Here is a 25,651-nt window from a genome sequence, read left to right as displayed (position 1 = left end):
AGGCCCCGCCATGACCAACCCGCGAGACCTGGAAGCCAGGGTCGCCACGATGACGCGCGGCACCGCCGCCCCGCTGTCCCTGCTCGGCGGCGGTGACGACGCTCGGCTGCGCCGCTGGGAAGTCATGAAGGGCATCACCGCCCCCGCCGAGTTCCGGCTCGTCGCCCGGCGCCGCACCCCGGCCGGGGCACCCGGCCGGACGGCCAAGGAGATGGCCGTTCGTGCCTGCTGAACCGCGCGTGGACCCAGCCCGGCCGACGGACGCGGCCGGGCTCTCGGCGCGCCTGCGCCGGGAACTGGGTCCCGAGGTGGTGTTCGACCGGGCGAGCCGACCGGGCGCCCGGCTGGCGGTGTGCGTGGTCCCCGGCTCGCGGGTGGACACCAGGGCCTTCGGCCGGTGGGCCAGGCAGGCCCGGCTGCCCGCGGTGGTGGTCGAGGTGGACGGCGAGACGGTGTACGCGGGCCCGCTGTCGGAGCCGGGGCGCCCGGGCTGCGCGGAGTGCGCCCGCGTGCGCCGCGTCGCCGCCGCGGCCGGGATGTCGGGCGCCGCCGCGGTCGACCCGGAGCTGACCACCCGCACCGCCCCGGTGTCCCCGGGCTGGTCCGCCGACGGCGAGGCGACCTCCCGGGTGACCGGCGGGCAGTCGCCCAGGCCGGGCGGCGCCCGAACGACCGCCGACCGGACCGTCGGCGACAGCGAGGCGACCTCCCGGGTCACCGGCGGGCAGTCGGCCCGGCCGGGCGGTGCGCGAACCGCCGGGAGTGATGGTGAGGCGATCTCCCGGGTGAGCGGCGGGCAGCCGGTCCGGCCGGGTGGTGTGCGGACGACCGCCGAGTGGTCCGGGGGTGAGGCGACTTCTCGGGTGACCGGCGGGCAGTCGGCCAGGCCGGGCGGTGCGCGCACGACCGCGGAGTGGCCCGTCGGCGATGGCGAGGCGACCTCCCGCGTGACCGGCGGGCAGCTGGCCCGGTTGGACGGCGCGCGGACGACCGGCCGGGCCCTGGACGACGGCGAGGTGACCACCCGGGTAACCGGCCACGCGCTGGCCCGCCTCGCGCAGGCGCCCGACGGCGAGGCGACCACGCGGGTCTCCGGGGCGGTGATCGCCGGGGTGGACGACAGGACGGCCGTGGTCGCCGGGTCGGTGGTGGCCGCGGCGGACGCGCCCCGGGACGCGGCCGTGGTCGCGCTCCTGCGCGAGCGGCTGGAGCTGCGCGACCACGTCGCCGAGATCCGCGACGGCACGACGCTGTGGCACCGGGTGATCCCGCTGCCCGACTGCCCGGTCTGCGGCGGCGCCGACGGCATCGCCACCGTCAAGCTGCCCGACACCGACGACCCGGCCGAACTCCTGGAGTCCCTGGCGGGCTGGGTCGACCCGCTGACCGGCGTCATCCCGTGGCTGAGCGTCCGCCAGCCCCTGCCCGGCGGCATCCACGTCGCCACCGCCGCCCCACCGCACCACCTGGACCAGGCGGGCCGCGCGCACCCCCTGCCGATCGGCTGGGGCAAGGGCATGGACGAGGCCGCCGCCATCCGCTCCGCCGTCGGCGAGGCCGTCGAGCGCTACGCCGCCAGCCTGCCCGACCCCGCCCGCCTGCACTGGGCCCGCCCGGCCGACCTCGACGGCGACGTCCTCGACCCGCGCGAGCTGCCCCTCTACGACCCGGCCCAGTACGCCGCCGAGGGGTTCGACTTCGTCCCCTTCGACCGCCGCGTCGACCACCCCTGGGTGCGCGGCACCTGGCTGCACGACGGCCGACCCGTCTGGGTGCCCGCCGTCCTGGCCTACCTGCAGCTGTCCCTGCTGCCCGAGCACCTCATCTGCCAGGGCACCTCCAACGGCCTGGCCGCGGGGCAGGACGCGGAGTCCGCCGCCGTGCCCGCCGTCCTCGAGCTCGTCGAGCGCGACGCCATGCTCGCCGCCTGGCTCACCGGCGCCAAGGGGCGCTTCCTCGACCTGGACGACACCCTCGACGCCGACCTCGCCGACGCCGTCGACGCCCTGACCGACGAGGGCCACATCGTCGAGGTCCACCTCCTGCCCACCAGCACCTACGGCGCCACCGCCGTCGCGCTCGCCCTCGGCGACGGCAAGAAGCTGCCCGGCGCGGTGCTGGGCCTGGGGGCCGACCGCGACCCGCGCGCCGCCATCCGCGCGGCGATCATGGAACTGGCCCAGAGCGCCCCGCACCTGACCATGCTGCTGCGGGAGAAGGCGCACCCCGTGCCCGAGCGCCCCGAGGACGTGCGCGGGATGCTCGACCACGCCGCCTACTACTTCCGCCCCGACCGCGTCGTCGCCTTCGACCGGCTGCGCTGCGGCGGCACCACCCGCCTCGCCGACCTGCCCGAGACCGGCGCCCCGGCGTCCACCGACGACCTGGCCGGGGTCCTCGGCGCCACCGGCATCAAGGTCGCCCTGGTCGACGTGACCAGCTCCGACGTCGCCACCGGCCCGTTCCGCGTGGTCCGCGCCGTCAGCGCCCGCCTGCAGCCGCTGAGCTACGGCCACGGCAACGACCGGGCGGTCGTCCCGCGCCTGCGGCCCCGGCTGCTGCCCGACCACCGCAGACCCGTGCACCCGGTCTGGTGACGCCCAGGGGATGACGTGCCGGGGACGACTGAACCGCCCGGTCCCGGGGGCATCGGGCGGCGGGCGGTTCGATCGGTACAACGAGGCAGGGGCGCGCAGGCTACGGCGTTCCCGCCGCCACCGGCGTGCGCTGCGGCGCCACCTCCACGGTGCCGTGGTCGTCGCTCATCGTGGTCTCGTCGAAGGGGTCGTCGCCGGTGAGGACCGCGCGCGCCTGGTCCCGGTCGAACTCCCGGGTCCAGGTGCCGACCAGGACCGTGGCGACGGCGTTGCCCGCGAAGTTGGTCAGCGCCCGCGCTTCGGACATGAACCGGTCGATGCCCACGATCAGGCCCACCCCCTCGACCAGGTCGGGGCGGTGTGACTGCAGCCCGCCCGCCAGCGTGGCCAGGCCCGCGCCGGTGACCCCGGCGGCGCCCTTCGAGGCGATGACCATGAACACCAGCAGCGAGATCTGCTCGCCCGCCGCCAGCGGCGCGCCGGTGGCGTTGGCCACGAACAGGGTGGCCATGGTCAGGTAGATCGCGGTGCCGTCGAGGTTGAACGAGTAGCCGGTGGGCACGGTGATGCCGACGACCGGGCGGCTCACGCCCAGGTGCTCCATCTTGGCGATCAGCCGGGGCAGCGCCACCTCCGAGGAGGACGTCGACAGGATCAGCAGGAACTCCCGGCCCAGGTAGCGCAGCAGCGAGAACAGGTTCACCCGCGCCACCAGCCATAGCAGCGTGCCCAGCACGGCCACGACGAACAGCAGGCAGGTCGCGTAGAAGCCGAGCATGATCACCGCGAGGCTCTTGATCGCGGCCAGCCCGGTCTCCCCGACCACGGCGGCGATCGCGCCGAACGCGCCGACCGGCGCGACCCACATGATCATGGCCAGGACGCGGAACACCAGCTTCTGCAGGTGCCCGATCCCCCGCAGGACCGGTTCACCGGCCCGACCGAGCCGCTGGAGCGCGAAGCCGACCAGCAGGGCGACCAACAGCGTCTGCAGCACCTCGCCCTCGGTCAGCGACGACACCAGGGTCGCGGGGATGACGCCGAGGATGAACTCCGTCGTCGTCTCCGACTCCTTGACCTGGGAGGCGCCCGCGGCGGCGGTCTCCGCGGTCACCCGCAGCCCGTCGCCGGGGTGCAGGAGGTTGCCCACGAGCAGGCCGATGGCCAGCGCGACGGTCGACATGACCAGGAAGTAGCCCAGGGCCAGCCCGCCGACCCGCCCGACGCTGGCCGCCTTGGCCACCGACCCGATGCCCAGCACGATCGTGCAGAAGATGATCGGGCTGATCATCATCTTGATCAGCGCGACGAACCCGGTGCCCAGCGGCTTGAGCTCCTTGGCGAGGTCCGGGGCGAGGAAGCCGACGCCGACCCCGAGCACGACGGCGGCGATGACGGCGATGTAGAGCCAGTGCGCGCGGTCTCGGCGTTGCCGCGGGGGAGCTGACACGGGGGCCTCCAAGGGCATTCGGGTTGCCCAAGACCCTGCGGCCGCGGTGTGGTCGCGGTCACCATTGCGTTCATTGCGTTCACGGCCCGCGGTTCAGACTGGGCCCATGAACCAGCGCGGGCAATGGAGCCTGGCCCGACAGTTGCTCCTGCTCCAGGGCGTGATCGTGGCCGTGATCGTGACCGGGGGAGCGGCGCTGGCCTGGGCCGACGTGGCCGACCGGGCCGAGGAGTCCAGCGCGGCGACGGTCACCGCGCTGGCCCGCGCCGTCGCCGACGCGCCCATGGTCGCCGACGCCGTCACCGGGCCGGACCCCACCGCCGTCCTGCAGCCCTACACCGAGGCCGTGCTCGCCGACACCGGGATCGACTTCATCACGGTCATGGACCCGGCGGGCGTGCGGTTCACCCACCCGAACCCGCGGATGATCGGCGGCCGGTTCCTCGGCAACACCGCGCAGGCGCTGGCCGGGCGCGCCTTCACCGAGACCTACACCGGCACGCTCGGCCCGTCCGTGCGCGCCGTGGTCCCGGTCTTCGGGCCGGACCGGGCGGTGGTCGCGCTGGTCTCGGCGGGCATCACCCTGGCGGCGATCAGCGACCAGGTCGCGGGCCGGGTGCTGGCGCTGCTGGCGGTGGCGGGCGCGGCGCTGCTCGTCGGCGCGGCGGGCAGCTACCTGGTCAGCCGCCGCCTGCGCAGGCAGACCGGCGGCCTCGCCCCGGCCGAGCTGCGCCGGGTGATCACCTACCACGAGTCGATCCTGCACGCGGTCCGCGAGGGCCTGGTGCTGCTCGACCGCGACCACCGGGTGACCCTCTGCAACGACGGTGTCCGCGCGCTGCTCGACCTGCCCCCCGACGCCGACGGCCGCCGCGTCGACGAGCTGGGCCTGCCGCCCGCGCTGGCCGGGCACCTGCTCGGCGGCGTGGAGATGCGCGACGAACTGCACCTCACCGACACCCGCGTGCTCGTCGTGAACTCCTCCACCGTGCGCGTCGACGGACGGCCGCTGGGCACCGTGGTGACCCTGCGCGACCGGACCGACCTGCAGGCCCTCACGGGGGAGTTGGACACCGTCCGCGGCTTCACCGAGTCCCTGCGGGCCCAGGCGCACGAGGCGGCCAACCGCCTGCACACCGTGGTGTCCCTGGTCGAGCTGGGCCGCACCGCCGAGGCCGTGGACTTCGCCACCGGCGAGCTGGCCCTGGCCCAGCGCCTGACCGACCAGGTGGTGGGCGCGGTGTCCGAGCCGGTCCTGGCCGCCCTGCTGCTGGGCAAGGCAGCCGAGGCGGGGGAGCGGGGCGTCGAGCTGGTCGTCGAGCCGGACTCGGCCATCCCGGCCGCCGCGCTGGGCCATGATGGCCCGGTGACCGCGCGGGACCTGGTGACCATCCTCGGCAACCTCATCGACAACGCGGTGGACGCCGCCGTCGAGGCCGCTGACCGGCGCAGGCCGTGCGTGCGGGTCCACGCGGGTGTCTCCGGTGGGGACCTGCTCCTGCGGGTGTCCGACACCGGCCGCGGCCTGCCCCCCGACGCCGTGGCGGCCGCGTTCCGCCGTGGGTGGTCCACAAAGGACGAGGGCAGGGGGATCGGGCTCGCCCTCGTCGGGCAGGCCGTGCGGCGGTGCGGGGGCGCCGTCGAGGTGGGCGGCGAGGTGGGCGCGGTGTTCACCGTGCGGCTGCCGCTGGGAGCGCGGACGTGATCACCGTGCTGGTCGTGGAGGACGACCAGGTCTCCGCCGAGGCGCACCGGACCTACGTCGAGCGCGTGCCCGGCTTCGGCGTCGCGGGCGTCGTGCACTCCGGCCGCGACGCCCTGCGGTTCCTGGCGGGCACCGCGGTGGACCTCGTCCTGCTGGACTTCTACCTGCCCGACACCCACGGCCTCGACGTCGTCCGGGCGCTGCGGGCCGGGGGCGGGTCCGCCGACGTCATCGCGGTGACCTCGGCGCGCGACCTGGCCGTGGTGCGCGCGGCGGTGTCCGTCGGCGTGGTGCAGTACCTGCTCAAGCCGTTCACCTTCGCCGGGCTGCGCGACAAGCTGCAGGGCTACGCCCGCTACCGCGACCGGCTCGGCGGGGGAGCCGCGCTCGGCCAGTCCGAAGTGGACCAGGCGTTCGGCGCGCTGCGCAGCACCGACCACACCGCGCTGCCCAAGGGGATGAGCGGGGAGACGCTGGACGCGGTCCTCGCCGTGGTCCGGGCCGCGGGCGAGCTGTCCGCCGCCGCGACGGCGCAAGCCGTGGGCGTCTCCCGGGTCACCGCGCGGCGGTACCTGGAATACCTCGCCGACCACGGGCTGGCCGCCCGCCAGCCCCGCTACGGAACCGTCGGACGCCCGGAGGTCCGCTACCGGCTCAGTACACCGGACCGGTGAACTTCTCCCCGGGCCCCTGGCCGGGCTCGTCGGGGAACGCCGACTCCTCCCGGAACGCCTTCTGCAGCGACTGGAGCCCGTCGCGGATCGGCGCGGCGTGCGGGCCCAGGTACTCCGCCGACGCGGTGACCAGGCCCGCGAGCGCGGTGATCAGCCGCCGCGCCTCGTCCAGGTCGCGGTGCGGGCTGGACGAGGGGTCCGCGTGCGAGAGGCCGAGCCGCTCGGCCGCGGCCGACATCAGCATCACCGCGGCCCGGCTGATCACCTCGACGCTGGGGATCTCGGCGAGGTCGCGGGCGTTGTCGTCGTCGGCGGGCGGGTGCTCGGCGGAGGTGTCGTTCACGGTCTGCTACCATTCCACGTGCGACCAGCCTCCGAACCTTGGGGGCGGCAAAGTGGAGCCCCCGCTCCCACCCGCGTCACCACAGGTGCCGGGTCCGGTCAGCCCCTTCACCGGGGCGCCAGTGCTGTCAGCACTGATCGGTCGGAAGCGGGCCCCGCGCCATCACGGCGACGGGGCTCGATGATTTGGGGACCTCACGGCGCAGTCGCACGCACTGGTCGTACCGAGGAGGCCCCATCAGCACGGAGACACGCATCAACGACCGCATCCGCGTGCCGGAGGTCCGACTTGTCGGACCCAACGGCGAACAGGTCGGGATCGTGCGCATAGAAGACGCGCTCCGCCTGGCGCAGGAGGCGGACCTTGACCTCGTCGAGGTCGCACCCCAGGCTCGCCCGCCGGTCTGCAAGCTCATGGACTTCGGAAAGTTCAAGTACGAGAGCGCGCAGAAGGCCCGCGAGTCCCGGCGGAACCAGGTGCTCACGGTCATCAAGGAGCAGAAGCTCCGGCCGAAGATCGACTCCCACGACTACGAGACCAAGAAGCGCAACGTCGTGCGCTTCCTCGAAGGCGGGAACAAGGTCAAGGTCACCATCATGTTCCGCGGGCGTGAGCAGTCCCGGCCCGAGCTGGGCTTCCGGCTGCTCCAGCGACTCGCAGAGGACGTGCACGAGCTTGGCTTCGTCGAGTCGTCGGCCAAGCAGGACGGCCGCAACATGATCATGGTGCTGGCCCCGCACAAGCACATCAAGCCCAAGCCGAAGGGCCCGTCCGGGCGCCCGGACCGGGAATCCGACGAGATTGCCGACTCCGAGGACGCCATCGACACGGTGGACACCACCGAGTCGGACGAGACCAGCGAGGTCGCCGAGAACACCGCGGTGGCCAACGGCTCCACAACGGAGTGACGCCGGGGCCTTCCCGGCCACGTCCACCCCGACTGCCGCCCGCACCCCCCAAGGCGCGGGCGGCGCCGAACCGAGGATCGAACATGCCCAAGATGAAGACGCACTCCGGGACCTCCAAGCGAGTGCGGGTCACCGGCTCGGGCAAGCTGCGCCGCCAGAAGGCAGGCACGCGCCACCTGCTGGAGAAGAAGTCGAGCAAGCTCACCCGCCGCCTGGCCGGCACCGAGCCCGTCGCCAAGTCCGACGTCTCGCGCCTCAAGCGCCTGCTCGGCCGTTGATCTCCCACTCGCACATGCCCACCCGGGCGGGTACCGCCGCCCACTAGATCGACAGGACGACAACCGTGGCACGCGTGAAGCGGGCGGTCAACGCCCAGAAGAAGCGCCGCACCACCCTGGAACTGGCCAGCGGCTACCGCGGCCAGCGCTCCCGGCTGTACCGCAAGGCCAAGGAGCAGGTGCTCCACTCGCTCAACTACGCCTACCGTGACCGCCGCGCCCGCAAGGGCGACTTCCGCAAGCTGTGGATCCAGCGGATCAACGCCGCCGCGCGGCAGAACGGCATGACGTACAACCGCCTCATCCAGGGACTGCGCGTCGCCGGTGTCGAGGTCGACCGCAAGATCCTCGCCGAGCTCGCCGTCAGCGACCCGGTCGCCTTCACCGCGCTGGTCGAGGTGGCCAAGGCCAACGCCGACGCCCAGGGCAAGGCCGCTTCCTGAGCACCCAGCAGCGACCCGGGGCGTACACAGAACGCACGCCCCGGGTCGCCGCCGCCCGGCACCTGACCCGCCGCGCGGGCCGGGACAAGGCGGGCCGCTTCCTCGCCGAGGGCGCCCAGGCCGTCCGCGAGGCCGTCACCCACGGCCGGGTGCACGAGATCTTCGCCACCGCGTGGGCCGCGGAGCGTGAACCCGACTTGATCAGCGCGGCCGAGGCCGCGGGCATCCGGGTTTCCGAGGTCACCGACAAGGCCGCCGCCGGGCTCTCCGAGACCGTTACCCCGCAAGGGCTCGTCGCCGTGTGCGACCTCCTCGACCGTCCACTGGAGTCGGTGGTGTCGGGCACCATGGTCGCCGTGCTGGTCGGGGTCGCCGACCCCGGCAACGCGGGCACCGTCACCCGGGCCGCCGACGCCGCGGGCGCCGACGCCGTCGTCTTCGCCGGGGACACCGTCGACCCGCACAACGGCAAGTGCGTGCGCGCCTCCACCGGCAGCGTCTTCCACCTGCCGATCGCCCGCACCCGCGAGGTCGGCGCTGCGCTGGCCGCCTGCCGCGCCGCCGGGCTGCGCCTCATCGCCGCCGACGGCCACGCCGAACACGACCTCCACGGGACCGACGGCGCCAGTGCTGACCTGACCGGACCCACCGCGTGGGTGTTCGGCAACGAGGCCCACGGGCTGCCCCCGGAGGTCATCGCGGCCTGCGACACCGCGCTGCGCATTCCCCTCTACGGCCCCGCCGAGAGCCTCAACCTCGCCACCGCCGCCGCGCTGTGCCTTTATGAAACGGCCCGTGCCCAGCGCAGACCCACCCGATGAGGTAACTCGCTGCGGCCGCCGCGGTGCGATCACTTAGGATCGGGCTGCTCACCCGGCCGCCGCTCAAGTGGCCGTCAAAAGGACTACCGGGAGCTGTCCACCAACCATGTCCGGAGCCAACGACCCGTACGACCCGAAGGAGGTCGCGGCCTTGCGGCCGCAGACCCTCCAGGCCGCCGTCGACAAGGCCCGCGCGGAGTTCACCGCCGCGGCCGACCTCGACGCGCTGGCCGCGGTCAAACCGTCGCACCTAGGGGACCGCTCACCACTGCTGCTGGCCCGCCGCGAGATCGGCGCGCTGCCGCCCAAGGCCCGCTCCGAGGCGGGCAAGCGGGTCAACGAGGCGCAGTCCGCCATCAAGGCCGCCTTCGACGAGCACCGCGCGCGCCTGCAGGCCGAGCGCGACGAGCGGGTGCTGCGCGAGGAGGGCGTGGACGTCACCCTGCCGTGGGACCGCGTGCCGCGCGGCGCCCGCCACCCGCTGACCACGCTGTCCGACCGCATCGCCGACGTCTTCGCGGGCATGGGCTACGAGGTCGCCGAGGGCCCGGAGCTGGAGGGCGAGTGGTTCAACTTCGACGCCCTCAACTTCAAGAAGGACCACCCCGCGCGCACCATGCAGGACTCCTTCTACGTCGCCCCCGAGGGCAGCGGGCTGGTCCTGCGCACGCACACCTCCCCGGTGCAGATCCGCGCCCTGCTGGAGCGCGACCTGCCGGTCTACGTCGTCTGTCCCGGCCGGACGTTCCGCACCGACGAGCTCGACGCCACCCACACCCCGGTGTTCCACCAGGTGGAGGGGCTGGCCATCGACAAGGGCCTGACCATGGCCCACCTCAAGGGCACGCTGGACGCCTTCGCCCGCGCCATGTTCGGCGACGAGGCCCGCGTGCGGCTGCGCCCGTCGTACTTCCCGTTCACCGAGCCCTCCGCCGAGCCCGACGTGTGGTTCGCCGAGAAGAAGGGCGGCGCGGGCTGGGTGGAGTGGGGCGGCTGCGGGATGGTCCACCCGAACGTGCTGCGCGCGTGCGGTGTCGACCCCGACGTCTACTCCGGCTTCGCGTTCGGCATGGGGCTGGAGCGGACCCTGCAGTTCCGCAACGGCATCCCGGACATGCGCGACATGGTCGAGGGCGACGTCCGGTTCACCCTTCCCTTCGGCACGGAGGCGTAGTTGAGGCTCCCGGTGAGCTGGCTGATCCAGCAGCTCGAACTCGACGATGACACCAAGGACCTCACCCCAGAGCAGGTCGCTGAGGCGTTCACCCGCATCGGGATCGAGGTCGAGGGCCTGACCCCGCTCGGCCCGGTGACCGGGCCGCTCGTCGTGGGCCGGGTCGCCGAGATCCAGGAGCTCACGGAGTTCAAGAAGCCCATCCGCTTCTGCACCGTCGAGATCGGCGATCCCCTGATCACCGACCCGCTGGACGACGAGCCCGACCCCGTCGACCCGCACGCCCCGGCGACGACCCAGGTCGTGTGCGGCGCGCGGAACTTCGTCGAGGGCGACCTGGTCGTCGTGGCGCTGCCCGGCGCGGTCCTGCCCGGCGGGTTCGCCATCGCCTCGCGCAAGACCTACGGGCGGGTCAGCAACGGCATGATCTGCTCGCTGAGCGAGCTGGGCCTCGGCGACGACCACAGCGGCATCCTCGTGCTGCCCAGCGGCGAGGCCGCCCCCGGCGACGACGCGGTGGAGCTGCTCGGCCTGACCGACACCGTCATCGAGCTGGCCCCGACCCCCGACCGCGGCTACTGCTTCTCGGTGCGCGGCCTGGCCAGGGAACTGGCGTGCGCGCTCGACCTGCGGGTCATCGACCCGGCCGCGGTCGAGGTGCCGCCCGCCGAGGGCGAGTCCGTCCCGGTGTCCATCGAGGACTTCGACGGCTGCGCGCGGTTCGTCGTGCGCAGGGTCAGCGGCATCGACCCGACCGCGCCGACGCCGTGGTTCATCCGCGGCAGGCTCGCGCTGGCGGGCATCCGGTCGATCTCGCTGGCCGTCGACGTGACGAACTACGTGATGCTCGAGACCGGCCAGCCCATGCACGCCTTCGACACCACCCGCCTCGCAGGCGGGATCACGGTCCGGCGGGCGCGGGCGGGGGAGAAGCTGGTCACCCTCGACGGCGTCGAGCGCGACCTCGACCCCGACGACCTCGTCGTCTGCGACACCACCGGCCCGATCTCGCTCGCGGGCGTGATGGGCGGGCTGAGCACCGAGATCACCCCGGACAGCACCGACATCGTCCTGGAAGCCGCGATCTGGGACCCGCCGTCGATCGCCCGCGCCGTCCGCAGGCACAAGCTCCCCAGCGAGGCCGCCAAGCGCTTCGAGCGCACGGTCGACCCCGCGCTGCCCCCCTCGGCCCTGGAGCGGGCCGCCCGCCTGCTGCGCGAGTACGGCGAGGGGCGCGTCCAGCCCGGCCGCACCGACGCCGGGCACCCGACCGGCCCCGGTCCCATCGCGATGGCGATGGACCTGCCGGACCAGGTGGCGGGCGTCAACTACGCCCGCGGCGTCACCGTGACCCGGCTGCAGCAGATCGGCTGCACCGTGGACGTCGGCGCGGACGGCGACGGCAGGCCCATGGTCACCGCGATCCCGCCGACCTGGCGCGCGGACCTGCTCGAACCGGCCGACCTGGTGGAGGAGGTCCTGCGGCTGCAGGGCTACGACACCATCCCGACCGAGCTCCCCGCCGCGCCCGCGGGCCGCGGGCTGACCGCGGCGCAGCGCCGCAAGCGCGCGGTGGGGCGGACGCTGGCCGAGCACGGCTACGTCGAGGTGCTGCCGTTCCCGTTCATCGCCCCCTCGGCGTTCGACGCCTTCGGGCTCGCCGCCGACGACGTGCGCCGTCGGGCGATGTCGGTGCTGAACCCCCTGGAGGCCGACCGGCCCCTGCTGCCGACGACGCTGCTGCCCGGGTTGCTGGACATGGTCTCGCGCAACGTCTCCCGGGGGGCGCGGGACCTGTCGCTGTTCCACATCGGACAGGTCGTGCTGCCCCGCCACCGGGCGGTGCCGATGCCGTCGGTCGGGGTGGGCGGGCGGCCCTCGGACGACGAGCTGGCCGCGCTGCGGGCGGCGCTGCCGCACCAGCCGGTGCACGTGGCGGCGGTCCTCACCGGCAACCGGGTCCGACCGGGCTGGTGGGGCGCGGGCGAGCCCGCCGGGTGGGCGGACGCCGTGCGGGCGGCCCACCTGGTGGCGTCGGCCGCGGGCGTCGAGCTGACGGTGCGCAAGTCCGACCTGCTGCCGTGGCACCCCGGCCGCTGTGCCGAGCTGCGGATGGGCGGGTTCCCGGTCGGGCACGCCGGGGAGCTGCACCCGAAGGTGGTCGAGGCGCTCGGGCTGCCCGCGCGGACGTGCGCGATGGAGCTGGACCTCGACGCCCTGCCGCTGACCGAGGGGCGCCCGGCGCCGCAGGTCTCGCCCTACCCGCCGGTGCTGCTGGACGTGGCCCTGGTGGTCGACGCCGAGGTGCCCGCCGCCGATGTCGCGGCCACGCTGCGGGCGGGCGGCGGGGACCTGCTGGAGGACCTGAGCCTGTTCGACGTCTACACCGGCGCCCAGGTCGAGGCGGGCAAGCGGTCCCTGGCCTACGCCCTGCGCTTCCGGGCCGCCGACCGGACGCTGACGGTGGAGGAGGCCACCACCGCCCGCGACGCGGCGGTGGAGCTGGCCGCGAGCAGGCACGGGGCCGTCCTGCGCGCCTGAGCACGACGCCGGGGCGGACGGGCAGGGCTCGTCCGCCCCGGCGTGTCAGGTGAGGTGTTTGAGGGCTTCCCTGCGGGACAGCGGCGAGAGGGCCGGGTGGGTGTCGACGAAGTCGCGGACCCACCCCGGGTCCACGCGGGCGTGCTGGCGCAGGGCCCAGCCGATCCCCTTGCGCAGGAAGAAGTCCTGGTCATCCACGTTGGACTCGACGGCGTGGGTCAGCAGGTTGGTGTCGGTGGCGGTCTTGTGGTGGAGCTGGCAGATCACCGCCGTCCGGCGTTTCCAGCGGTCCGGGTCGCTCGCCCACGTCCACATGACCGGGGTCAGTTCCGCGCGGTGGTCCAGCAGCAGCGACCCGATCCGCTTGCTCGCCAGCTCGTCGACGAAGTCCCACCACGCGCCCGTCACCACGAACTCCTCGTACAGCGGCAGCAGGTCCGGCGCCTGCCAGCGGGCGTAGCGGCGCTCGCCCGCCAAGTCCAGGGCGACGTAGCGCTCCTCGCGGTGCGTCGCCCCCCGCCAGAGGTCGGCGACGGCCGCCGTCCACTCCGGACGACTGGTGAACGGGTGCTCGGCGACCAGGGCCTTGACCACCGCCGCCCGCGTGGGCTTCTGCACGCCGTGCATCGGCATCTCGGACTTCATGTAGCGGCGCATCTCCGCCGCCCTGGCCGGGTCACCCGCCGCGGCGAGGCGGGCGCGGACGGCCTCGGCCAGGGGGGTCACCCGAGTCTGCCGGTGCGCGGGCGGTCGGCGGCCATGCGCAGGGCGACCTCGACCAGGGAGACGCGGGGCAGGTCGGGGATCTCGGCCAGGTCGAACCACGCCGCCATGTCGGAGCTGCCGCCCACCTCGTAGGTCAGCTCGCCGCCGGTGACCCGGCCCGAGTAGAGCACGCGCAGGGAGTGGTGGGCGACGCGCCGCTCCGTGCGGACGTGGCTGTGCAGGCCGATCAGCTCGTCGATCTCCACGGTGTAGCCGGTCTCCTCGAAGACCTCCCGCACGGCGGCGTCCAGCGGGTCCTCACCGTGGTCGACGCCGCCGCCGGGCAGGTTCCAGCGGGGGTCGCCGAAACCGGTCCAGCGGCTCAGCAGCACCTTCCCGTCGTCCACGCACAACACGTACGCGCCGATCCGCGGCCCGGTCTTGCGCATCAGACGTGCACCCGCTTCCGCGCGCGGGCCCGGATGTGGCCGGGCAGGGCGTCGACGTCGATCAGGCGGGGCAGCAGCTCCGGCTCCAGGGTGGTCGCGCGGAAGGTCACGCCGATGGTCACGCCGTGGTCGGGGCGGTGGACGACCTCAACGGCGTCGCCCGCGGCGATCAGGCCCGGGGTGATGACCCGCAGGTAGGCCCCGGGCCGGGCGCGCTGGATGAAGACGCGCTGCCACTGCTCCCGCCGCATCCAGAGCGCGAACGCGCGGCACGGGTTGCGCGGGCAGCTCACCTCGAGCAGCGCCCCGCCGACCCGCCAGCGCTCCCCGATCAGCGCGCCGGTGACGTCCACCCCGGCGGTGGTCAGGTTCTCGCCGAACACACCGCCGGGCAGCTCCCGGCCGAGTTCAGACTCCCAGCGGTCGAGGTCCTCCCTGGCGTAGGCGTACACCGCCTGGTCGGGGCCGCCGTGATGGTCCACGTCGCAGATCGCGTCACCGGCGAACCCGGACTCGGCGTGCCCGGGGACCGAGACCTCGACCGGGCCGTCGGCAGGCCGCTTGTCGATGCCGGTGCGCCCGGACTTGGCGGCGGTCGGGCGGGGTGACCCGAGATTGACAGAGAGCACGCGCGCGTTGTCCACCCCACGAACCTAACTAATCCCGCCAACGCTTTCCGAGACGTGGCTCACCTGAGGCCGCGCTGGTTGCGACGGCGTTGCGTGGACCTGCCTATGCTGCCGCCGTGTCGAGTGCCCCGATGATCGCGCCCAGCATCCTGTCCGCCGACTTCGCCCGTCTCGCCGAGGAGATGGCCGCCGTCGACGGCGCGGACTGGCTGCACGTTGACGTGATGGACGCCCATTTCGTGCCCAACCTGACCCTCGGCCTGCCGGTGGTCGAGTCCCTGCGCAAGGCGACGGCCATCCCGTTGGACTGCCACCTCATGATCGAGGACCCGGACCGCTGGGCGATCGGGTACGCCGAGGCGGGCGCGCACAACGTCACCATCCACGCCGAGGCCGCCCGCGACGCCCGCGCCGTGGCCCGCGACCTGCGCGCCGCCGGGGCCAAGGCGGGCCTGTCGCTCAAGCCGGGCACGCCGCTGGACCCGTGGCTGGAGGTCCTGCGCGACTACGACACGCTGCTGATCATGTCAGTGGAGCCCGGTTTCGGCGGGCAGAAGTTCATGCCCGAGGTGCTCGACAAGGTCCGCACCGCCCGCCGCCTGGTCGACACCGGACACCTGAAGGTCATCGTCGAGATCGACGGCGGCATCAACGACGACACCATCGAGGCCGCCGCCGAGGCCGGGGTGGACTGCTTCGTCGCGGGCTCGGCCGTCTACGGCGCCGACGACCCGGCCCGCGCCATCGCCGCGCTGCGCGCGCGGGCCGCCGCCTGCCGGCCCTGATCCCTTGCCCGCTCGATCTCGTACCGGGCCTGATCTCCTGCCTGCCTGATCTTCTACTGGCCTGATTTCCTGCCTGCCTGATCCTCTACTGGGCCCAGGCCCCCGACGGCGCACCTGGGCGGGTGCGCCGTGTCAGCCGGACCTGAAACACTGATCAGCGTGGAGGACAGGCTGGTCGCGGCGATGCGCGCGGCCCTGGCGCGGGGCTCGGGCGTGCACGGCACGACCAGCCCGAACCCCCCGGTGGGCTGCGCCGTCCTCGACGCGGGCGGTGACCTGGTCGGCCTGGGCGCGACCGAGCCGCCCGGCGGGCCGCACGCCGAGGTCATGGCCCTTCGCGTGGCGGGGGAGCGGGCCCGCGGCGGCACCGCCGTGGTCACCCTGGAGCCGTGCGCCCACCAGGGCCGCACCCCGCCGTGCACCGACGCGCTGCTCGCCGCCGGGGTCGCCCAGGTCGTCTACGCCGTGCGCGACCCGAACCCGCGGGCCGCGGGCGGCGGGGCGCTGCTCAGCGCCGCGGGCCTGCGCGTGGAGGCGGGCCTGCTGGCCGAGGACGCCGAGCGGGGCGCGCTGCGGGCCTGGCTGCACCGCCAGCGCGCCGGGCGCCCGCACGTGACCTGGAAGTACGCCGCCTCCCTCGACGGCCGCGTCGCCGCGGCGGACGGCACCAGCCGGTGGATCAGCTCCGCTGTCTCCCGCGCCGAGGTCCACGACCTGCGCACCCGGGTCGACGCGATCGTCGTCGGCCGCGGCACCGTGCTGGCCGACGACCCCGCCCTGACCGCCCGCGCCGCCGACGGCGCGCTCGCCGCCCGCCAGCCGCTGCGCGTCGTCGTCGGGACCGGCGAGCTGCCCGCCGGGGCGAAGGTGCTGGACGAGACCGCCCCCACCGTGCACCTGCGCACCCGCGACCCGCGCGAGGTGCTGGCCGCCCTGGACGAGCGCGGCGTGGTCGACGTCCTGCTGGAGGGCGGCCCGACCCTGGCGGGCGCGTTCACCGCCGCCGGGCTGGTCGACCGGCTGCTGGCCTACGTCGCGCCCGTGCTGCTCGGCGCCGGGCCTGTGGCGTTGGGCGCATCCGGCGTGTCGACCATCACCGGGGCGCACCGCATGGCCGTGGAACAGGTCACCATGAGTGGGCCGGACGTGCGCATCAGCGCTGTCCCGGCGTCGGACTGAAGGAGGAACGCCGGTGTTCACCGGGATCGTGGAGGAGCGCGGTGAGGTCGTCGCCGTCACCGACCTCGCCGAAGCCGCGCGGCTGACCATCGCCGGGCCCCTGGTCACCGCCGACGCGCGCATCGGCGACTCGATCGCGGTCAACGGCGTCTGTCTGACCGTCGTGGAACTCGACGGCGCCAGGTTCACCGCCGACGTCATGCGCGAGACGCTGACCCGCACCAGCCTGGACAAGGTGGCCGCGGGCGACGAGGTCAACCTGGAGCGCGCCGCCGCCGTCGGGGCCCGCTTCGGGGGCCACATCGTGCAGGGCCACGTCGACGGCACCGGCGAGATCGTCTCCCGCGAGCCCTCCGCGCACTGGGAGCTGGTGCGGGTCGGAATGCCCGCCCGGCTGGCGCGTTATGTGGTGGAGAAGGGCTCGATCACCGTCGACGGGGTCTCGCTGACCGTCGTGGAGGTCGGGGACGACTGGTTCACCGTGAGCCTGATCCCCGAGACGCTGCGCGCGACCACGCTCGGCGCCCGGGGGCGCGGCCACAAAGTCAACCTCGAAGTGGACGTCATCGCCAAGTACGTGGAGAGACTGGCCGCACCACACCTGGGCGCCGTAGCAGAGGGAGGTCGAGGGTGAGTGACTTCGCCGCCATCGAGCGGGCCATCGAGGCCATCGCAGCGGGCAAGCCGGTCGTCGTCGTGGACGACGAGGACCGCGAGAACGAGGGCGACCTGATCTTCGCCGCGGAGAAGGCGACCGCGGAGACGCTGGCCTTCATGGTCCGCTACACCTCCGGCTACGTCTGCGTCCCGCTGACCGAGTCCGACTGCGACCGGCTGGACCTGCCGCCGATGTTCCACACCAACCAGGACGCGCGCGGCACCGCGTACACCGTCACCGTGGACGCGAAGGAAGGTGTCTCCACCGGCATCTCCGCGTCCGACCGCGCCCACACCATCCGCCTGCTGGCCGACGAGAAGGCCACATCCGGCGACTTCAACCGGCCCGGCCACGTCGTGCCGCTGCGGGCCAAGGAGGGCGGTGTGCTGCGCCGTCCCGGGCACACCGAGGCCGCGGTGGACCTGGCACGGATGGCGGGGCTGCGGCCCGCGGGCGTGCTGTGCGAGATCGTGTCCCAGAAGGACACCGGCGACATGGCCCGGCGCGACGAGCTCGAGGTCTTCGCGGCCGAGCACGAGCTGGAGATCATCACCATCGCCGACCTGATCGCCTACCGGCGGCGCACCGAGAAGCAGGTCGCGCGGGTCGCCGAGGCGCGCATCCCGACCACGCACGGCACGTTCCGCGCCGTCGGCTACGACAGCCTGCTCGACGGCATCGAGCACGTCGCCCTGGTCTACGGCGACGTCGGCGACGGCGCCGACATCCTGGTGCGCGTGCACTCCGAGTGCCTGACCGGCGACGTGTTCGGCTCGCTGCGCTGCGACTGCGGCCCGCAGCTGGACGCCGCGCTGGAGGCGGTGGCCACCGAGGGCCGCGGCATCGTGCTCTACATGCGCGGGCACGAGGGCCGCGGGATCGGGCTGATCCACAAGCTGCAGGCGTACCAGCTGCAGGACGCGGGCGCCGACACCGTCGACGCGAACCTCGCCCTCGGCGTGCCCGCCGACGCCCGCGACTACGGGACCGGCGCGCAGATCCTGGTCGACCTGGGCGTGCGCACCATGCGGCTGCTGACGAACAACCCGGCCAAGCGCGTCGGCCTGGACGGCTACGGCCTGACCGTGGTCGACCGGGTCCCGCTGTCGGTGTGGCCGAACCCGGAGAACCTGCACTACCTGCGCACCAAGCGGGACCGGATGGGCCACGACCTGGCGAACCTGGAACAATTCGACTCCACCCAGGCACGTCCGGGCCTGGGCGGGGAGGGTTCGGTGTGAGCGGAGCAGGCAGGCCAGAGGCGGTCGTGCCGCGGTGCGAGGGCATCCAGCTGGCGGTCGCGGCCACCCGGTGGCACCCGGCGATCACCGACAAGCTGCTGGAGCGCGCGCTCGCCGCGGCCGAGCAGGCGGGCATCGCCGAGCCGACCATCGTCCGCGTTCCAGGGGCGGTGGAGTTGCCGGTGGTGTGCCAGGAGCTGGCGCGCCACCACGACGCGGTCGTCGCCCTGGGCGTGGTCATCCGCGGCGGCACCCCGCACTTCGAGTACGTCTGCGACGCGGTGACCGCGGGCCTGACCCGGGTCTCGCTGGACGAGTCGACGCCGGTGGGCAACGGGGTGCTGACGGTGAACTCCGAGGAGCAGGCCCTGGACCGGTGCGGGCTGCCCGGCTCGGCGGAGGACAAGGGGTTCGAGGCGTGCCTGGCGGCGCTGGAGTCGGCGCTGGTGCTGCGCGGGCTGCGGCAGCCGTGGACGGAGCAGGGGTTCCGGTGACCGCCCGCCCCCGCAAGATCCGGTTCGTCTCCGGGGCGTTCGCGCTGGTGTTCATCGCGGTGTTCACCGTGGTCGCGGTGCTGTTGAAGGAGTCGACGACCGGGGTGTACTTCCAGACCGCCGACCAGGTGGCGATGGTCGGCATCGGCGTGCTGCTGGCCGTGGGCGCGCTGTGGTTCACCTGGCCCAAGGTGACGGCGGACTCCTCCGGCGTGGTCGTGCGCAACATGCTGGGCGGCAAGTTCCTCGCCTGGTCCGACATCGTCGCGGTGACCTTCCCCGACGGCGCCGCGTACGCGCGGCTGGAACTGCCCGACGACGAGTACATCGTGGTGATGGCCGTGCAGGCCATCGACGGCGACCGGGCCGTCAGCGCCATCCGTGAGCTGCGGAAACTGCACAAGGCCGCGCACCAGCCGCACTGAGGGCCGCGCTCGGATTGAACGGTTCGGCGGGCACACCCGTATGCCCGGGTGTTCTCCTGTCCTCAGTGCCCGTCCGAGGAGGCTCCCGCGTGACCGCAGAACCCACCATCGATGCCGTCCGCCCCCGCAGGCAGGTCCTGTGCGGGCTGATGCTCGCCCTACTGGCCCCCGGCGCCCTCGCCGCGTGCTCCACCGAGACCCCCGCGCCCGCGAACACCCCCGGCGGCTCCCCGGCCCCCACCGGCGGCGCCCCGACCGGCGGCGCGCCTGGCGGGGCCACTGGTGGGGCCCTGGCCGCCGTGGCCGACATCCCCGACGGCGGCGGCGTGCTCGTCGAGGGCCCGGACACCCAGATCCTGCTGGTCCGCACCGGGGACGCGGTCAAGGCGTTCAACCCGGCCTGCCCCCACCAGGGCACCCCGGTCAGCACGCCCTCAAGCGGCGTCATCACCTGCCCGAACCACGGCAGCACCTTCGACGCCACCACCGGCGCCGTCACCAAGGGCCCGGCGACCGCAGGGCTCAGCGAGATCCCGGTCAAGGTCGACGGCGGAAACGTCGTCCTCGCCTGAGCCCGGTGCCGGTCCACCCCCGCGGGCTGGACCGGCACCGCGTGATCGTGGGTCAGCCGCCGTGGACGCGGCCGTGGGTCAGGACTGCCAGGGCGTGCGCGGCTTTCCGGTGGGCCCGTGTCACCAACGGCCCGTACTGGAACACCTTCGACTTGATCCCGAAGTCCACACGGGTTCCGGTGCCGTTCGCGTAGACCACGGCCGGGTAGAAGAAACCCCAGGTGAAAGCCGTTGGTCGGGACGAAAGGATCACGACGCCGCGGGTCGGGTCGTGATCGTCGACGGAGTACCCGGCCGGGCAGTGCTGGACAAGCCAGGAATACACCACTCCCGGCGGTACCTCGGTGTACAGCACGATTCGCCGCTTGGTCATCCGGACGGCGGTCACCGAACCCGTCCTGCTGAACGCCACGACCAGCTGCACGGCAATCAGGACTGTGGCCACAGCAACGGACACAGTGACAATAAGGCCCAAGTCGTGAAGCACCCACCGAGTGTCCCGCACGGGGCGTCGCGATAGTGGGGATTCACCGAGATCCCCGCGGCTCGCGTGAGGGTTGTCGGGGCTCGGTCGTAGGGTTGGGTCGTGCCCGACCCGTCCACCTACCGGCCCTCCGCCGGGACCATCCCCGACGCGCCCGGGGTGTACAAGTTCCGCGACCCGGGCGGCCGGGTGATCTACGTCGGGAAGGCCAAGAGCCTGCGCGGCAGGCTCAACTCCTACTTCGCCGACCTCTCCTCCCTGCACCCGCGCACCCGCCAGATGGTGACCACCGCGGGCGGCGTCGAGTGGACGGTCGTCTCCACCGAGGTCGAGGCCCTCCAGCTGGAGTACAACTGGATCAAGGAGTTCGACCCCCGCTTCAACGTCCGCTACCGCGACGACAAGTCCTATCCCGTGCTCGCCGTCACGATGCACGAGGAGTACCCCCGCCTGCACGTCTACCGGGGCGCCCGCAAGAAGGGCGTGCGGTACTTCGGCCCCTACGCCCACGCGTGGGCCATCCGGGAGACCCTCGACCTGCTGCTGCGCGTCTTCCCCGCCCGCACCTGCTCCAACGGTGTCTTCAAGCGGCACGGCCAGATCGGGCGCTCCTGCCTGCTCGGCTACATCGACAAGTGCTCGGCCCCCTGCGTCGGCAAGGTCGACGCGCAGCGGCACCGCGAGATCGTCACCGACTTCAACGACTTCCTCTCCGGCAAGACCGACGCCATGGTGCGCAGGCTCGAACGGGAGATGGCCGACGCCGCCACGACCCTGGAGTTCGAGCGGGCCGCCCGGCTGCGCGACGACATCGCCGCGCTCAAGCGGGCCATGGAGAAGCAGGCCGTGGTGCTCGGCGACGGCACCGACGCCGACGTCGTCGCCTTCGCCCACGACGACCTCGAAGCCTCCGTGCAGGTCTTCCACGTGCGCGGCGGCCGGGTCAGGGGGCAGCGCGGCTGGGTCAACGACCGGGTCGAGGACACCCACGGCAACCCGCTGGCCGACCTGGCCGAGCAGTTCATCGTCGCCTTCTACGGCGACCAGGCCGACCAGACCGAGCAGACCGAGGCCAGCCCGGTCCCGCGCGAGGTGCTCGTCCCCGAACTGCCCGCCGACGCCGAGGTCCTCGCCGACTGGCTCAGCGGCCTGCGCGGCTCCCGCGTGAGCCTGCGCGTCCCCCAGCGGGGCGACAAGCGCGCGCTCATGGAGACCGTCGAGCGCAACGCCAAGGAAGCCTTCACCCAGCACAAGCTCCGCCGCGCGGGCGACCTGACCGCCCGCTCCGCCGCGCTGCAGGAGCTGCAGGACAACCTGGGCCTGGACACCGCGCCGCTGCGCATCGAGTGCGTCGACATCAGCCACATCCAGGGCTCCGACGTCGTGGCCTCCCTCGTGGTCTTCGAGGACGGCCTGGCGCGCAAGTCCGAGTACCGCCGCTTCGCCCTCAGGGAGGCCGCGACCGAGGGCGACGTCGCCGCCATCGCCGAGGTGGTCCGGCGCCGCTTCGCCCGCTACGCCGGGGAGACCGGCGGCCAGGACCCGACCCCGGCCGTCGACCCGGACACCGGGCGCCCGCGGCGCTTCGCCTACCCGCCCAACCTGCTCGTCGTCGACGGCGCCGGTCCGCAGGCCAACGCGGCCGCCGACGTGCTCGCCGACCTCGGCGTCACCGACGTCGCGGTGATCGGGCTGGCCAAGCGCCTCGAGGAGGTGTGGCTGCCCGCCGACCCGGAACCGGCGATCCTGCCGCGCACGAGCGAGGCCCTCTACCTGCTGCAGCGGGTGCGCGACGAGGCGCACCGCTTCGCCATCGCCTACCACCGGCAGAAGCGGACCAAGCGGATGACCGCGTCCGCGCTGGACGACGTCCCCGGGCTCGGCCAGCACCGCCGGGCCGTGCTGATCAAGCACTTCGGGTCGGTGAAACGGCTGCGCGAGGCCAGCGTCGAGGAGATCAGCGGCGTGCCGGGCATCGGCAAGGCCACCGCCGAGGCCGTGCGCAGCGCCTTGGCGGACAATAAGCGCACCACAGTGGACGAGGGGACGCCATGACCGATCCGAAGGCCGCCGGGACCCACCCGGCGGGGACCAGCAGCCCGGGGGTCGCCGTCGCGGTCGTCACCGGGCTTTCCGGCGCGGGCCGCAGCACCGCGGCGAAGTGCCTGGAGGACCTGGGCTGGTTCGTCGTGGACAACCTCCCCCCCGAGCTGATCGCCACCATGGTCGAGCTGGGCTCGCAGGCCCGGGGCGCGATCACCCGCATCGCGGTGGTCATGGACGTGCGCAGCCGCGCGTTCACCGACGACCTCGACGCGATCATCAAGGACCTCGACGCCCGCGGCTACAAGCCCCGCGTGCTGTTCCTGGAGGCCACCGACGACGTGCTGGTCCGCCGCTTCGAGCAGGTCCGCCGCGGCCACCCGCTGCAGGGCGAGGGCAGGCTGAGCGACGGCATCACCACCGAGCGCTCGGTGCTCATGCCGCTGCGCGAGGACGCCGACCTGATCCTGGACACCTCCACGCTCTCGGTGCACCAGCTGCGCGCCAAGATCGAGGACGCCTTCGGCACCGAGACCGACGTCAGCACCCGCGTGACCGTGCTCAGCTTCGGCTACAAGTACGGCCTGCCCATGGACGCCGACCTGGTCATGGACGTGCGCTTCCTGCCGAACCCGTTCTGGATTCCCGAGCTCAAGGACCTCACCGGCCGCGACGGCGACGTGCGCAACTACGTGCTCAGCCAGGAGGGCGCCGAGGAGTTCCTCGACCGCTACCACGAGCTGCTGCGCCTGATCGGCGCCGGGTTTCGCCGCGAGGGCAAGCGCTACCTGACCCTGGCGGTGGGCTGCACCGGCGGCAAGCACCGCAGCGTCGCCATCTCCGAGGAGCTGGCCCGCAGGCTCAGCGACAACGACGGCATGGCGGTCAAGGTCGTGCACCGCGACCTGGGGCGCGAGTGACCGCTCTGCGCGCCGTGGCGCTGGGTGGCGGGCACGGCCTGCAGGCCACCCTGGGTGCGCTGCGCTCGATCACCGACGACATCACCGCCGTGGTGACCGTCGCCGACGACGGCGGCTCGTCCGGGCGCCTGCGCCGCGAGCTGGGCCTGCTGCCCCCCGGCGACCTCCGCAAGGCGCTCACCGCGCTGGCCTGTCCCGATGCCTGGCACACGGTCTTCGAGCACCGCTTCGGCGGCACCGGCGCGCTCGCCGGGCACGCGGTGGGCAACCTGGTCCTCGCCGGGCTCCTGGAGGTCCTCGGCGACCCGGTCGCCGCGCTGGCCGAGGCCGCGCGCCTGCTCGGGTGCACCGGCCGGGTCCTGCCGATGTCCACCGAGCCGCTGGACATCGAGGCGGACGTGACCGGGCTCGACGAGGACCCCAGCACCGTGCGGCGCATCCGCGGCCAGGTCGCCGTGGCCACCACGCCCGGCAGGGTGCACCGCATCCGGCTGCGCAGCGCCCTGCGCCGCGACGCGGCGCCGTCAGCCTGCCCGGACGCCGTGGCCGCCGTGCTCGGCGCCGACCTCGTGCTGCTCGGCCCCGGTTCGTGGTTCACCAGCGTGCTGCCGCACCTGCTGGTCCCGGAGCTGCACGAGGCCCTGGTGAGCACCGCCGCCACCCGGGTCGTGGTGCTCAACCTGGTCCCGCAGGCGGGGGAGACCGCGGGCTTCTCCCCGGAAGCCCACCTCGACGTGCTCTGCGAGCACGCCCCGCGCCTGCGCGTGGACGCCGTGATCGCCGACGCCGACTCCGTCCCCACCCCCGACCGGCTGCGCCGCGCCGCAGGAGCCCTGGGCGCGACGGCCTGGCTGGACTCGGTCACCGAGGGCGACATCCCGGACCGCCACGACCCGGCCGCCCTCGGCGCGACCCTGGCCCGCGCCATCGCCGCCGTGCGCGCCAACCGCGGATAACCGCGGACGATCGCCGATATCCAGGGCCGACACGCCGTTCCCGACACGCCGTGGTGGGATGTACGCCGGGGGAACGTGGGAGAGGAGACCGGCCGTGGCGATGACCGCTGCCGTCAAGGACGAGCTGAGTCGTCTGGCGGTGTCCAAGACCTGTTGCAGGCGCGCGGAAGTGTCCTCCCTGCTGCGGTTCGCCGGTGGCCTGCACATCGTCGCCGGGCGGGTGGTCGTCGAGGCCGAACTGGACACCGGCTCGGCGGCCCGGCGGCTGCGCAAGGAGATCCACGACCTCTACGGCCACCACGCCGACGTCCACGTCATCAGCTCCGGCGGCCTGCGCAAGGGCACCCGGTACGTGGTGCGCGTGGTCAAGGACGGCGACGGCCTCGCCCGCCAGACCGGCCTGCTCGACCCGCGCGGGCGTCCCGTGCGCGGTCTGCCCGCCCCGGTCGTCGCCGGTGGTCTGTGCGACGCGGAGGCCGCCTGGCGCGGCGCGTTCCTGGCGCACGGCTCGCTGACCGAGCCCGGCCGCTCGTCGGCGCTGGAGATCACCTGCCCCGGGCCGGAGGCGGCGCTGGCGATCGTCGGGGCCGCCCGGCGCCTGGGCATCCAGGCCAAGTCCCGCGAGGTCCGCGGCGCCGACCGGGTGGTCGTGCGCGACGGCGACGCCATCGGCGCGATGCTCACCCGCCTCGGCGCGCACTCCAGCGTGCTGGCCTGGGAGGAGCGCCGGATGCGCCGCGAGGTCCGCGCGACGGCCAACCGCCTGGCCAACTTCGACGACGCCAACCTGCGCCGCAGCGCCAGGGCGGCCGTCGCCGCCGCCGCGCGCGTGCACCGGGCGATGGAGATTCTGGGCGTCGAAGCGCCGGACCACCTGGCGGCGGCCGGGGAGCTGCGGCTGAAGAACAAGCAGGCTTCCCTTGAGGAACTGGGCCAGCTCGCCGAGCCGCCGATGACCAAGGACGCGGTGGCCGGGCGAATCCGCAGGCTGCTGGCCATGGCGGACAAGAAGGCCAAGGACCTCGGCATCCCGGACACCGAGTCCGTCGTGACTCTGGAAATGCTCGAAGTCGACGCCTGAGGTGTGATCTGGACCACAGTCAGTATCTCCCGGCCGCGGCCCGCACTCCTGTCTACCGGGAGCGCGGGTGCTGCTTGGGGGAGGAGCACCCGCGGG

General features: G+C 73.7%; 26 protein-coding genes and 1 pseudogene. 21 read left to right on the top strand and 6 right to left on the bottom strand.

The annotated features are described in order from the left end of the window. Window positions 1-10 precede the first annotated feature (10 nt). Together ACTG9Q_RS27055 and ACTG9Q_RS27050 are read left to right on the top strand one after the other, a co-directional pair. A complete protein-coding gene (locus ACTG9Q_RS27055) occupies window positions 11-232 on the top strand; it encodes a hypothetical protein (protein ID WP_455575724.1) in 222 nt (73 codons plus the stop codon). Then, window positions 222-2,597 carry a YcaO-like family protein gene (locus tag ACTG9Q_RS27050; RefSeq protein ID WP_455575723.1) on the top strand — a complete coding sequence of 792 codons (2,376 nt, stop codon included), beginning with the start codon at window positions 222-224 and terminating at the stop codon, window positions 2,595-2,597. Before ACTG9Q_RS27055 ends, ACTG9Q_RS27050 begins: the two co-directional genes overlap by 11 nt. A 100-nt stretch (window positions 2,598-2,697) precedes the next feature. On the opposite strand, the gene ACTG9Q_RS27045 is transcribed toward ACTG9Q_RS27050, so the two are convergent. Continuing rightward, window positions 2,698-4,047 (bottom strand): cation:dicarboxylate symporter family transporter, encoded by a 1,350-nt coding sequence (locus ACTG9Q_RS27045; RefSeq protein WP_455575722.1) that lies wholly within the window; start codon window positions 4,045-4,047, stop codon window positions 2,698-2,700. Window positions 4,048-4,153: 106 nt separating this feature from the next. On the opposite strand from ACTG9Q_RS27045, the gene ACTG9Q_RS27040 reads away from it, so the two are divergent. Together ACTG9Q_RS27040 and ACTG9Q_RS27035 are read left to right on the top strand one after the other, a co-directional pair. After that, the gene (locus ACTG9Q_RS27040; RefSeq protein WP_455575721.1) at window positions 4,154-5,752 is read left to right on the top strand and encodes an ATP-binding protein; all 1,599 of its coding nucleotides are present in this window, start codon (window positions 4,154-4,156) and stop codon (window positions 5,750-5,752) included. Next, window positions 5,749-6,426: a response regulator gene (locus ACTG9Q_RS27035; protein ID WP_455575720.1), complete on the top strand. Its 678-nt coding sequence runs from the start codon at window positions 5,749-5,751 to the stop codon at window positions 6,424-6,426. The genes ACTG9Q_RS27040 and ACTG9Q_RS27035 overlap by 4 nt, the downstream gene beginning before the upstream one ends. Here ACTG9Q_RS27035 and ACTG9Q_RS27030 read toward each other — a convergent pair. Further along, window positions 6,407-6,670, bottom strand: a complete 264-nt coding sequence (locus tag ACTG9Q_RS27030; RefSeq protein ID WP_455575770.1) for a DUF1844 domain-containing protein — start codon at window positions 6,668-6,670, stop codon at window positions 6,407-6,409. The genes ACTG9Q_RS27035 and ACTG9Q_RS27030 overlap by 20 nt on opposite strands. Window positions 6,671-6,954: 284 nt before the next feature. On the opposite strand from ACTG9Q_RS27030, the pseudogene infC reads away from it, so the two are divergent. The 6 genes and pseudogenes from infC to pheT form a co-directional block, all read left to right on the top strand. Then, window positions 6,955-7,533, top strand: a pseudogene (gene infC, locus ACTG9Q_RS27025) (translation initiation factor IF-3); the annotation flags it as partial. A 227-nt stretch (window positions 7,534-7,760) separates the two neighbouring features. Next, window positions 7,761-7,955 carry a 50S ribosomal protein L35 gene (rpmI, locus tag ACTG9Q_RS27020; protein ID WP_455575719.1) on the top strand — a complete coding sequence of 65 codons (195 nt, stop codon included), beginning with the start codon at window positions 7,761-7,763 and terminating at the stop codon, window positions 7,953-7,955. Between the two features lie 65 nt (window positions 7,956-8,020). After that, window positions 8,021-8,398, top strand: coding sequence for a 50S ribosomal protein L20 (rplT, locus tag ACTG9Q_RS27015; RefSeq protein ID WP_455575718.1), 378 nt, complete (start codon window positions 8,021-8,023; stop codon window positions 8,396-8,398). Next, window positions 8,395-9,219 carry a TrmH family RNA methyltransferase gene (locus ACTG9Q_RS27010; RefSeq protein ID WP_455575769.1) on the top strand — a complete coding sequence of 275 codons (825 nt, stop codon included), beginning with the start codon at window positions 8,395-8,397 and terminating at the stop codon, window positions 9,217-9,219. Before rplT ends, ACTG9Q_RS27010 begins: the two co-directional genes overlap by 4 nt. Window positions 9,220-9,325: 106 nt before the next feature. Next, the gene (locus tag ACTG9Q_RS27005; RefSeq protein ID WP_455575717.1) at window positions 9,326-10,393 is read left to right on the top strand and encodes a phenylalanine--tRNA ligase subunit alpha; all 1,068 of its coding nucleotides are present in this window, start codon (window positions 9,326-9,328) and stop codon (window positions 10,391-10,393) included. Further along, entirely contained in the window at window positions 10,394-12,934 is a 2,541-nt protein-coding gene (gene pheT, locus ACTG9Q_RS27000; RefSeq protein ID WP_455575716.1) for a phenylalanine--tRNA ligase subunit beta, read from the top strand. A gap of 45 nt (window positions 12,935-12,979) precedes the next feature. Here pheT and ACTG9Q_RS26995 read toward each other — a convergent pair whose 3' ends face one another. From ACTG9Q_RS26995 to ACTG9Q_RS26985, 3 genes are read right to left on the bottom strand one after another with little or no spacing between them, the layout of a single operon-like run. Next, window positions 12,980-13,660: a DNA alkylation repair protein gene (locus ACTG9Q_RS26995; RefSeq protein WP_455575715.1), complete on the bottom strand. Its 681-nt coding sequence runs from the start codon at window positions 13,658-13,660 to the stop codon at window positions 12,980-12,982. Next, window positions 13,657-14,088 (bottom strand): NUDIX hydrolase, encoded by a 432-nt coding sequence (locus ACTG9Q_RS26990; protein ID WP_455575714.1) that lies wholly within the window; start codon window positions 14,086-14,088, stop codon window positions 13,657-13,659. Before ACTG9Q_RS26990 ends, ACTG9Q_RS26995 begins: the two co-directional genes overlap by 4 nt. After that, window positions 14,088-14,717 (bottom strand): MOSC domain-containing protein, encoded by a 630-nt coding sequence (locus tag ACTG9Q_RS26985; protein WP_455575713.1) that lies wholly within the window; start codon window positions 14,715-14,717, stop codon window positions 14,088-14,090. Before ACTG9Q_RS26985 ends, ACTG9Q_RS26990 begins: the two co-directional genes overlap by 1 nt. A 131-nt stretch (window positions 14,718-14,848) precedes the next feature. Here ACTG9Q_RS26985 and rpe point away from each other — a divergent pair, with 131 nt between their 5' ends. The 7 genes from rpe to ACTG9Q_RS26950 all read left to right on the top strand — a co-directional run bounded on the left by rpe (window position 14,849) and on the right by ACTG9Q_RS26950 (window position 20,071). Then, the gene (gene rpe / locus ACTG9Q_RS26980) at window positions 14,849-15,502 is read left to right on the top strand and encodes a ribulose-phosphate 3-epimerase (protein WP_455575768.1); all 654 of its coding nucleotides are present in this window, start codon (window positions 14,849-14,851) and stop codon (window positions 15,500-15,502) included. Between the two features lie 183 nt (window positions 15,503-15,685). Then, complete coding sequence (gene ribD, locus ACTG9Q_RS26975) at window positions 15,686-16,681, top strand: bifunctional diaminohydroxyphosphoribosylaminopyrimidine deaminase/5-amino-6-(5-phosphoribosylamino)uracil reductase RibD (RefSeq protein ID WP_455575767.1); 996 nt, start codon at window positions 15,686-15,688, stop codon at window positions 16,679-16,681. Window positions 16,682-16,694: 13 nt separating this feature from the next. Further along, on the top strand, window positions 16,695-17,315 hold the full coding sequence (locus ACTG9Q_RS26970; RefSeq protein WP_455575712.1) for a riboflavin synthase: 621 nt from the start codon (window positions 16,695-16,697) through the stop codon (window positions 17,313-17,315). Then, window positions 17,312-18,580 carry a bifunctional 3,4-dihydroxy-2-butanone-4-phosphate synthase/GTP cyclohydrolase II gene (locus tag ACTG9Q_RS26965; protein ID WP_455575711.1) on the top strand — a complete coding sequence of 423 codons (1,269 nt, stop codon included), beginning with the start codon at window positions 17,312-17,314 and terminating at the stop codon, window positions 18,578-18,580. Before ACTG9Q_RS26970 ends, ACTG9Q_RS26965 begins: the two co-directional genes overlap by 4 nt. Continuing rightward, window positions 18,577-19,074, top strand: coding sequence for a 6,7-dimethyl-8-ribityllumazine synthase (gene ribH, locus ACTG9Q_RS26960; protein ID WP_455575710.1), 498 nt, complete (start codon window positions 18,577-18,579; stop codon window positions 19,072-19,074). Before ACTG9Q_RS26965 ends, ribH begins: the two co-directional genes overlap by 4 nt. Further along, window positions 19,071-19,499: a PH domain-containing protein gene (locus tag ACTG9Q_RS26955; RefSeq protein WP_455575709.1), complete on the top strand. Its 429-nt coding sequence runs from the start codon at window positions 19,071-19,073 to the stop codon at window positions 19,497-19,499. The genes ribH and ACTG9Q_RS26955 overlap by 4 nt, the downstream gene beginning before the upstream one ends. Before the next feature lie 89 nt (window positions 19,500-19,588). Next, entirely contained in the window at window positions 19,589-20,071 is a 483-nt protein-coding gene (locus tag ACTG9Q_RS26950) for a Rieske (2Fe-2S) protein (protein WP_455575708.1), read from the top strand. 52 nt (window positions 20,072-20,123) lie between these two features. On the opposite strand, the gene ACTG9Q_RS26945 is transcribed toward ACTG9Q_RS26950, so the two are convergent. After that, window positions 20,124-20,516: a hypothetical protein gene (locus tag ACTG9Q_RS26945; protein WP_455575707.1), complete on the bottom strand. Its 393-nt coding sequence runs from the start codon at window positions 20,514-20,516 to the stop codon at window positions 20,124-20,126. 141 nt (window positions 20,517-20,657) lie between these two features. On the opposite strand from ACTG9Q_RS26945, the gene uvrC reads away from it, so the two are divergent. The 4 genes from uvrC to whiA all read left to right on the top strand — a co-directional run bounded on the left by uvrC (window position 20,658) and on the right by whiA (window position 25,555). After that, window positions 20,658-22,610: an excinuclease ABC subunit UvrC gene (gene uvrC / locus ACTG9Q_RS26940; protein ID WP_455575706.1), complete on the top strand. Its 1,953-nt coding sequence runs from the start codon at window positions 20,658-20,660 to the stop codon at window positions 22,608-22,610. Beyond that, window positions 22,607-23,518 carry an RNase adapter RapZ gene (rapZ, locus tag ACTG9Q_RS26935; protein WP_455575705.1) on the top strand — a complete coding sequence of 304 codons (912 nt, stop codon included), beginning with the start codon at window positions 22,607-22,609 and terminating at the stop codon, window positions 23,516-23,518. The genes uvrC and rapZ overlap by 4 nt, the downstream gene beginning before the upstream one ends. A 5-nt stretch (window positions 23,519-23,523) precedes the next feature. Next, window positions 23,524-24,474 carry a gluconeogenesis factor YvcK family protein gene (locus tag ACTG9Q_RS26930; RefSeq protein ID WP_455575766.1) on the top strand — a complete coding sequence of 317 codons (951 nt, stop codon included), beginning with the start codon at window positions 23,524-23,526 and terminating at the stop codon, window positions 24,472-24,474. A 94-nt stretch (window positions 24,475-24,568) separates the two neighbouring features. Then, entirely contained in the window at window positions 24,569-25,555 is a 987-nt protein-coding gene (gene whiA / locus ACTG9Q_RS26925) for a DNA-binding protein WhiA (RefSeq protein WP_455575704.1), read from the top strand. Window positions 25,556-25,651: the final 96 nt, after the last annotated feature.

Source organism: Actinokineospora lacus (assembly GCF_053813445.1).
Note: the sequence above shows the minus strand (reverse complement) of the source record. Positions and strands in the feature narration are given on the sequence as shown.

Bases quoted from the DNA above. Each gene is read 5' to 3' on its own strand.
- ribD (WP_455575767.1), top strand. From the start codon at position 15,686: ATGCGCGCGGCCCTGGCGCGGGGCTCGGGCGTGCACGGCACGACCAGC.
- ACTG9Q_RS27055 (WP_455575724.1), top strand. From the start codon at position 11: ATGACCAACCCGCGAGACCTGGAAGCCAGGGTCGCCACGATGACGCGC.
- ACTG9Q_RS27005 (WP_455575717.1), top strand. From the start codon at position 9,326: ATGTCCGGAGCCAACGACCCGTACGACCCGAAGGAGGTCGCGGCCTTG.
- rpe (WP_455575768.1), top strand. From the start codon at position 14,849: ATGATCGCGCCCAGCATCCTGTCCGCCGACTTCGCCCGTCTCGCCGAG.
- rpmI (WP_455575719.1), top strand. From the start codon at position 7,761: ATGCCCAAGATGAAGACGCACTCCGGGACCTCCAAGCGAGTGCGGGTC.
- ACTG9Q_RS27040 (WP_455575721.1), top strand. From the start codon at position 4,154: ATGAACCAGCGCGGGCAATGGAGCCTGGCCCGACAGTTGCTCCTGCTC.
- ACTG9Q_RS26990 (WP_455575714.1), bottom strand. From the start codon at position 14,088: ATGCGCAAGACCGGGCCGCGGATCGGCGCGTACGTGTTGTGCGTGGAC.
- ACTG9Q_RS27030 (WP_455575770.1), bottom strand. From the start codon at position 6,670: ATGCTGATGTCGGCCGCGGCCGAGCGGCTCGGCCTCTCGCACGCGGAC.
- rapZ (WP_455575705.1), top strand. From the start codon at position 22,607: ATGACCGATCCGAAGGCCGCCGGGACCCACCCGGCGGGGACCAGCAGC.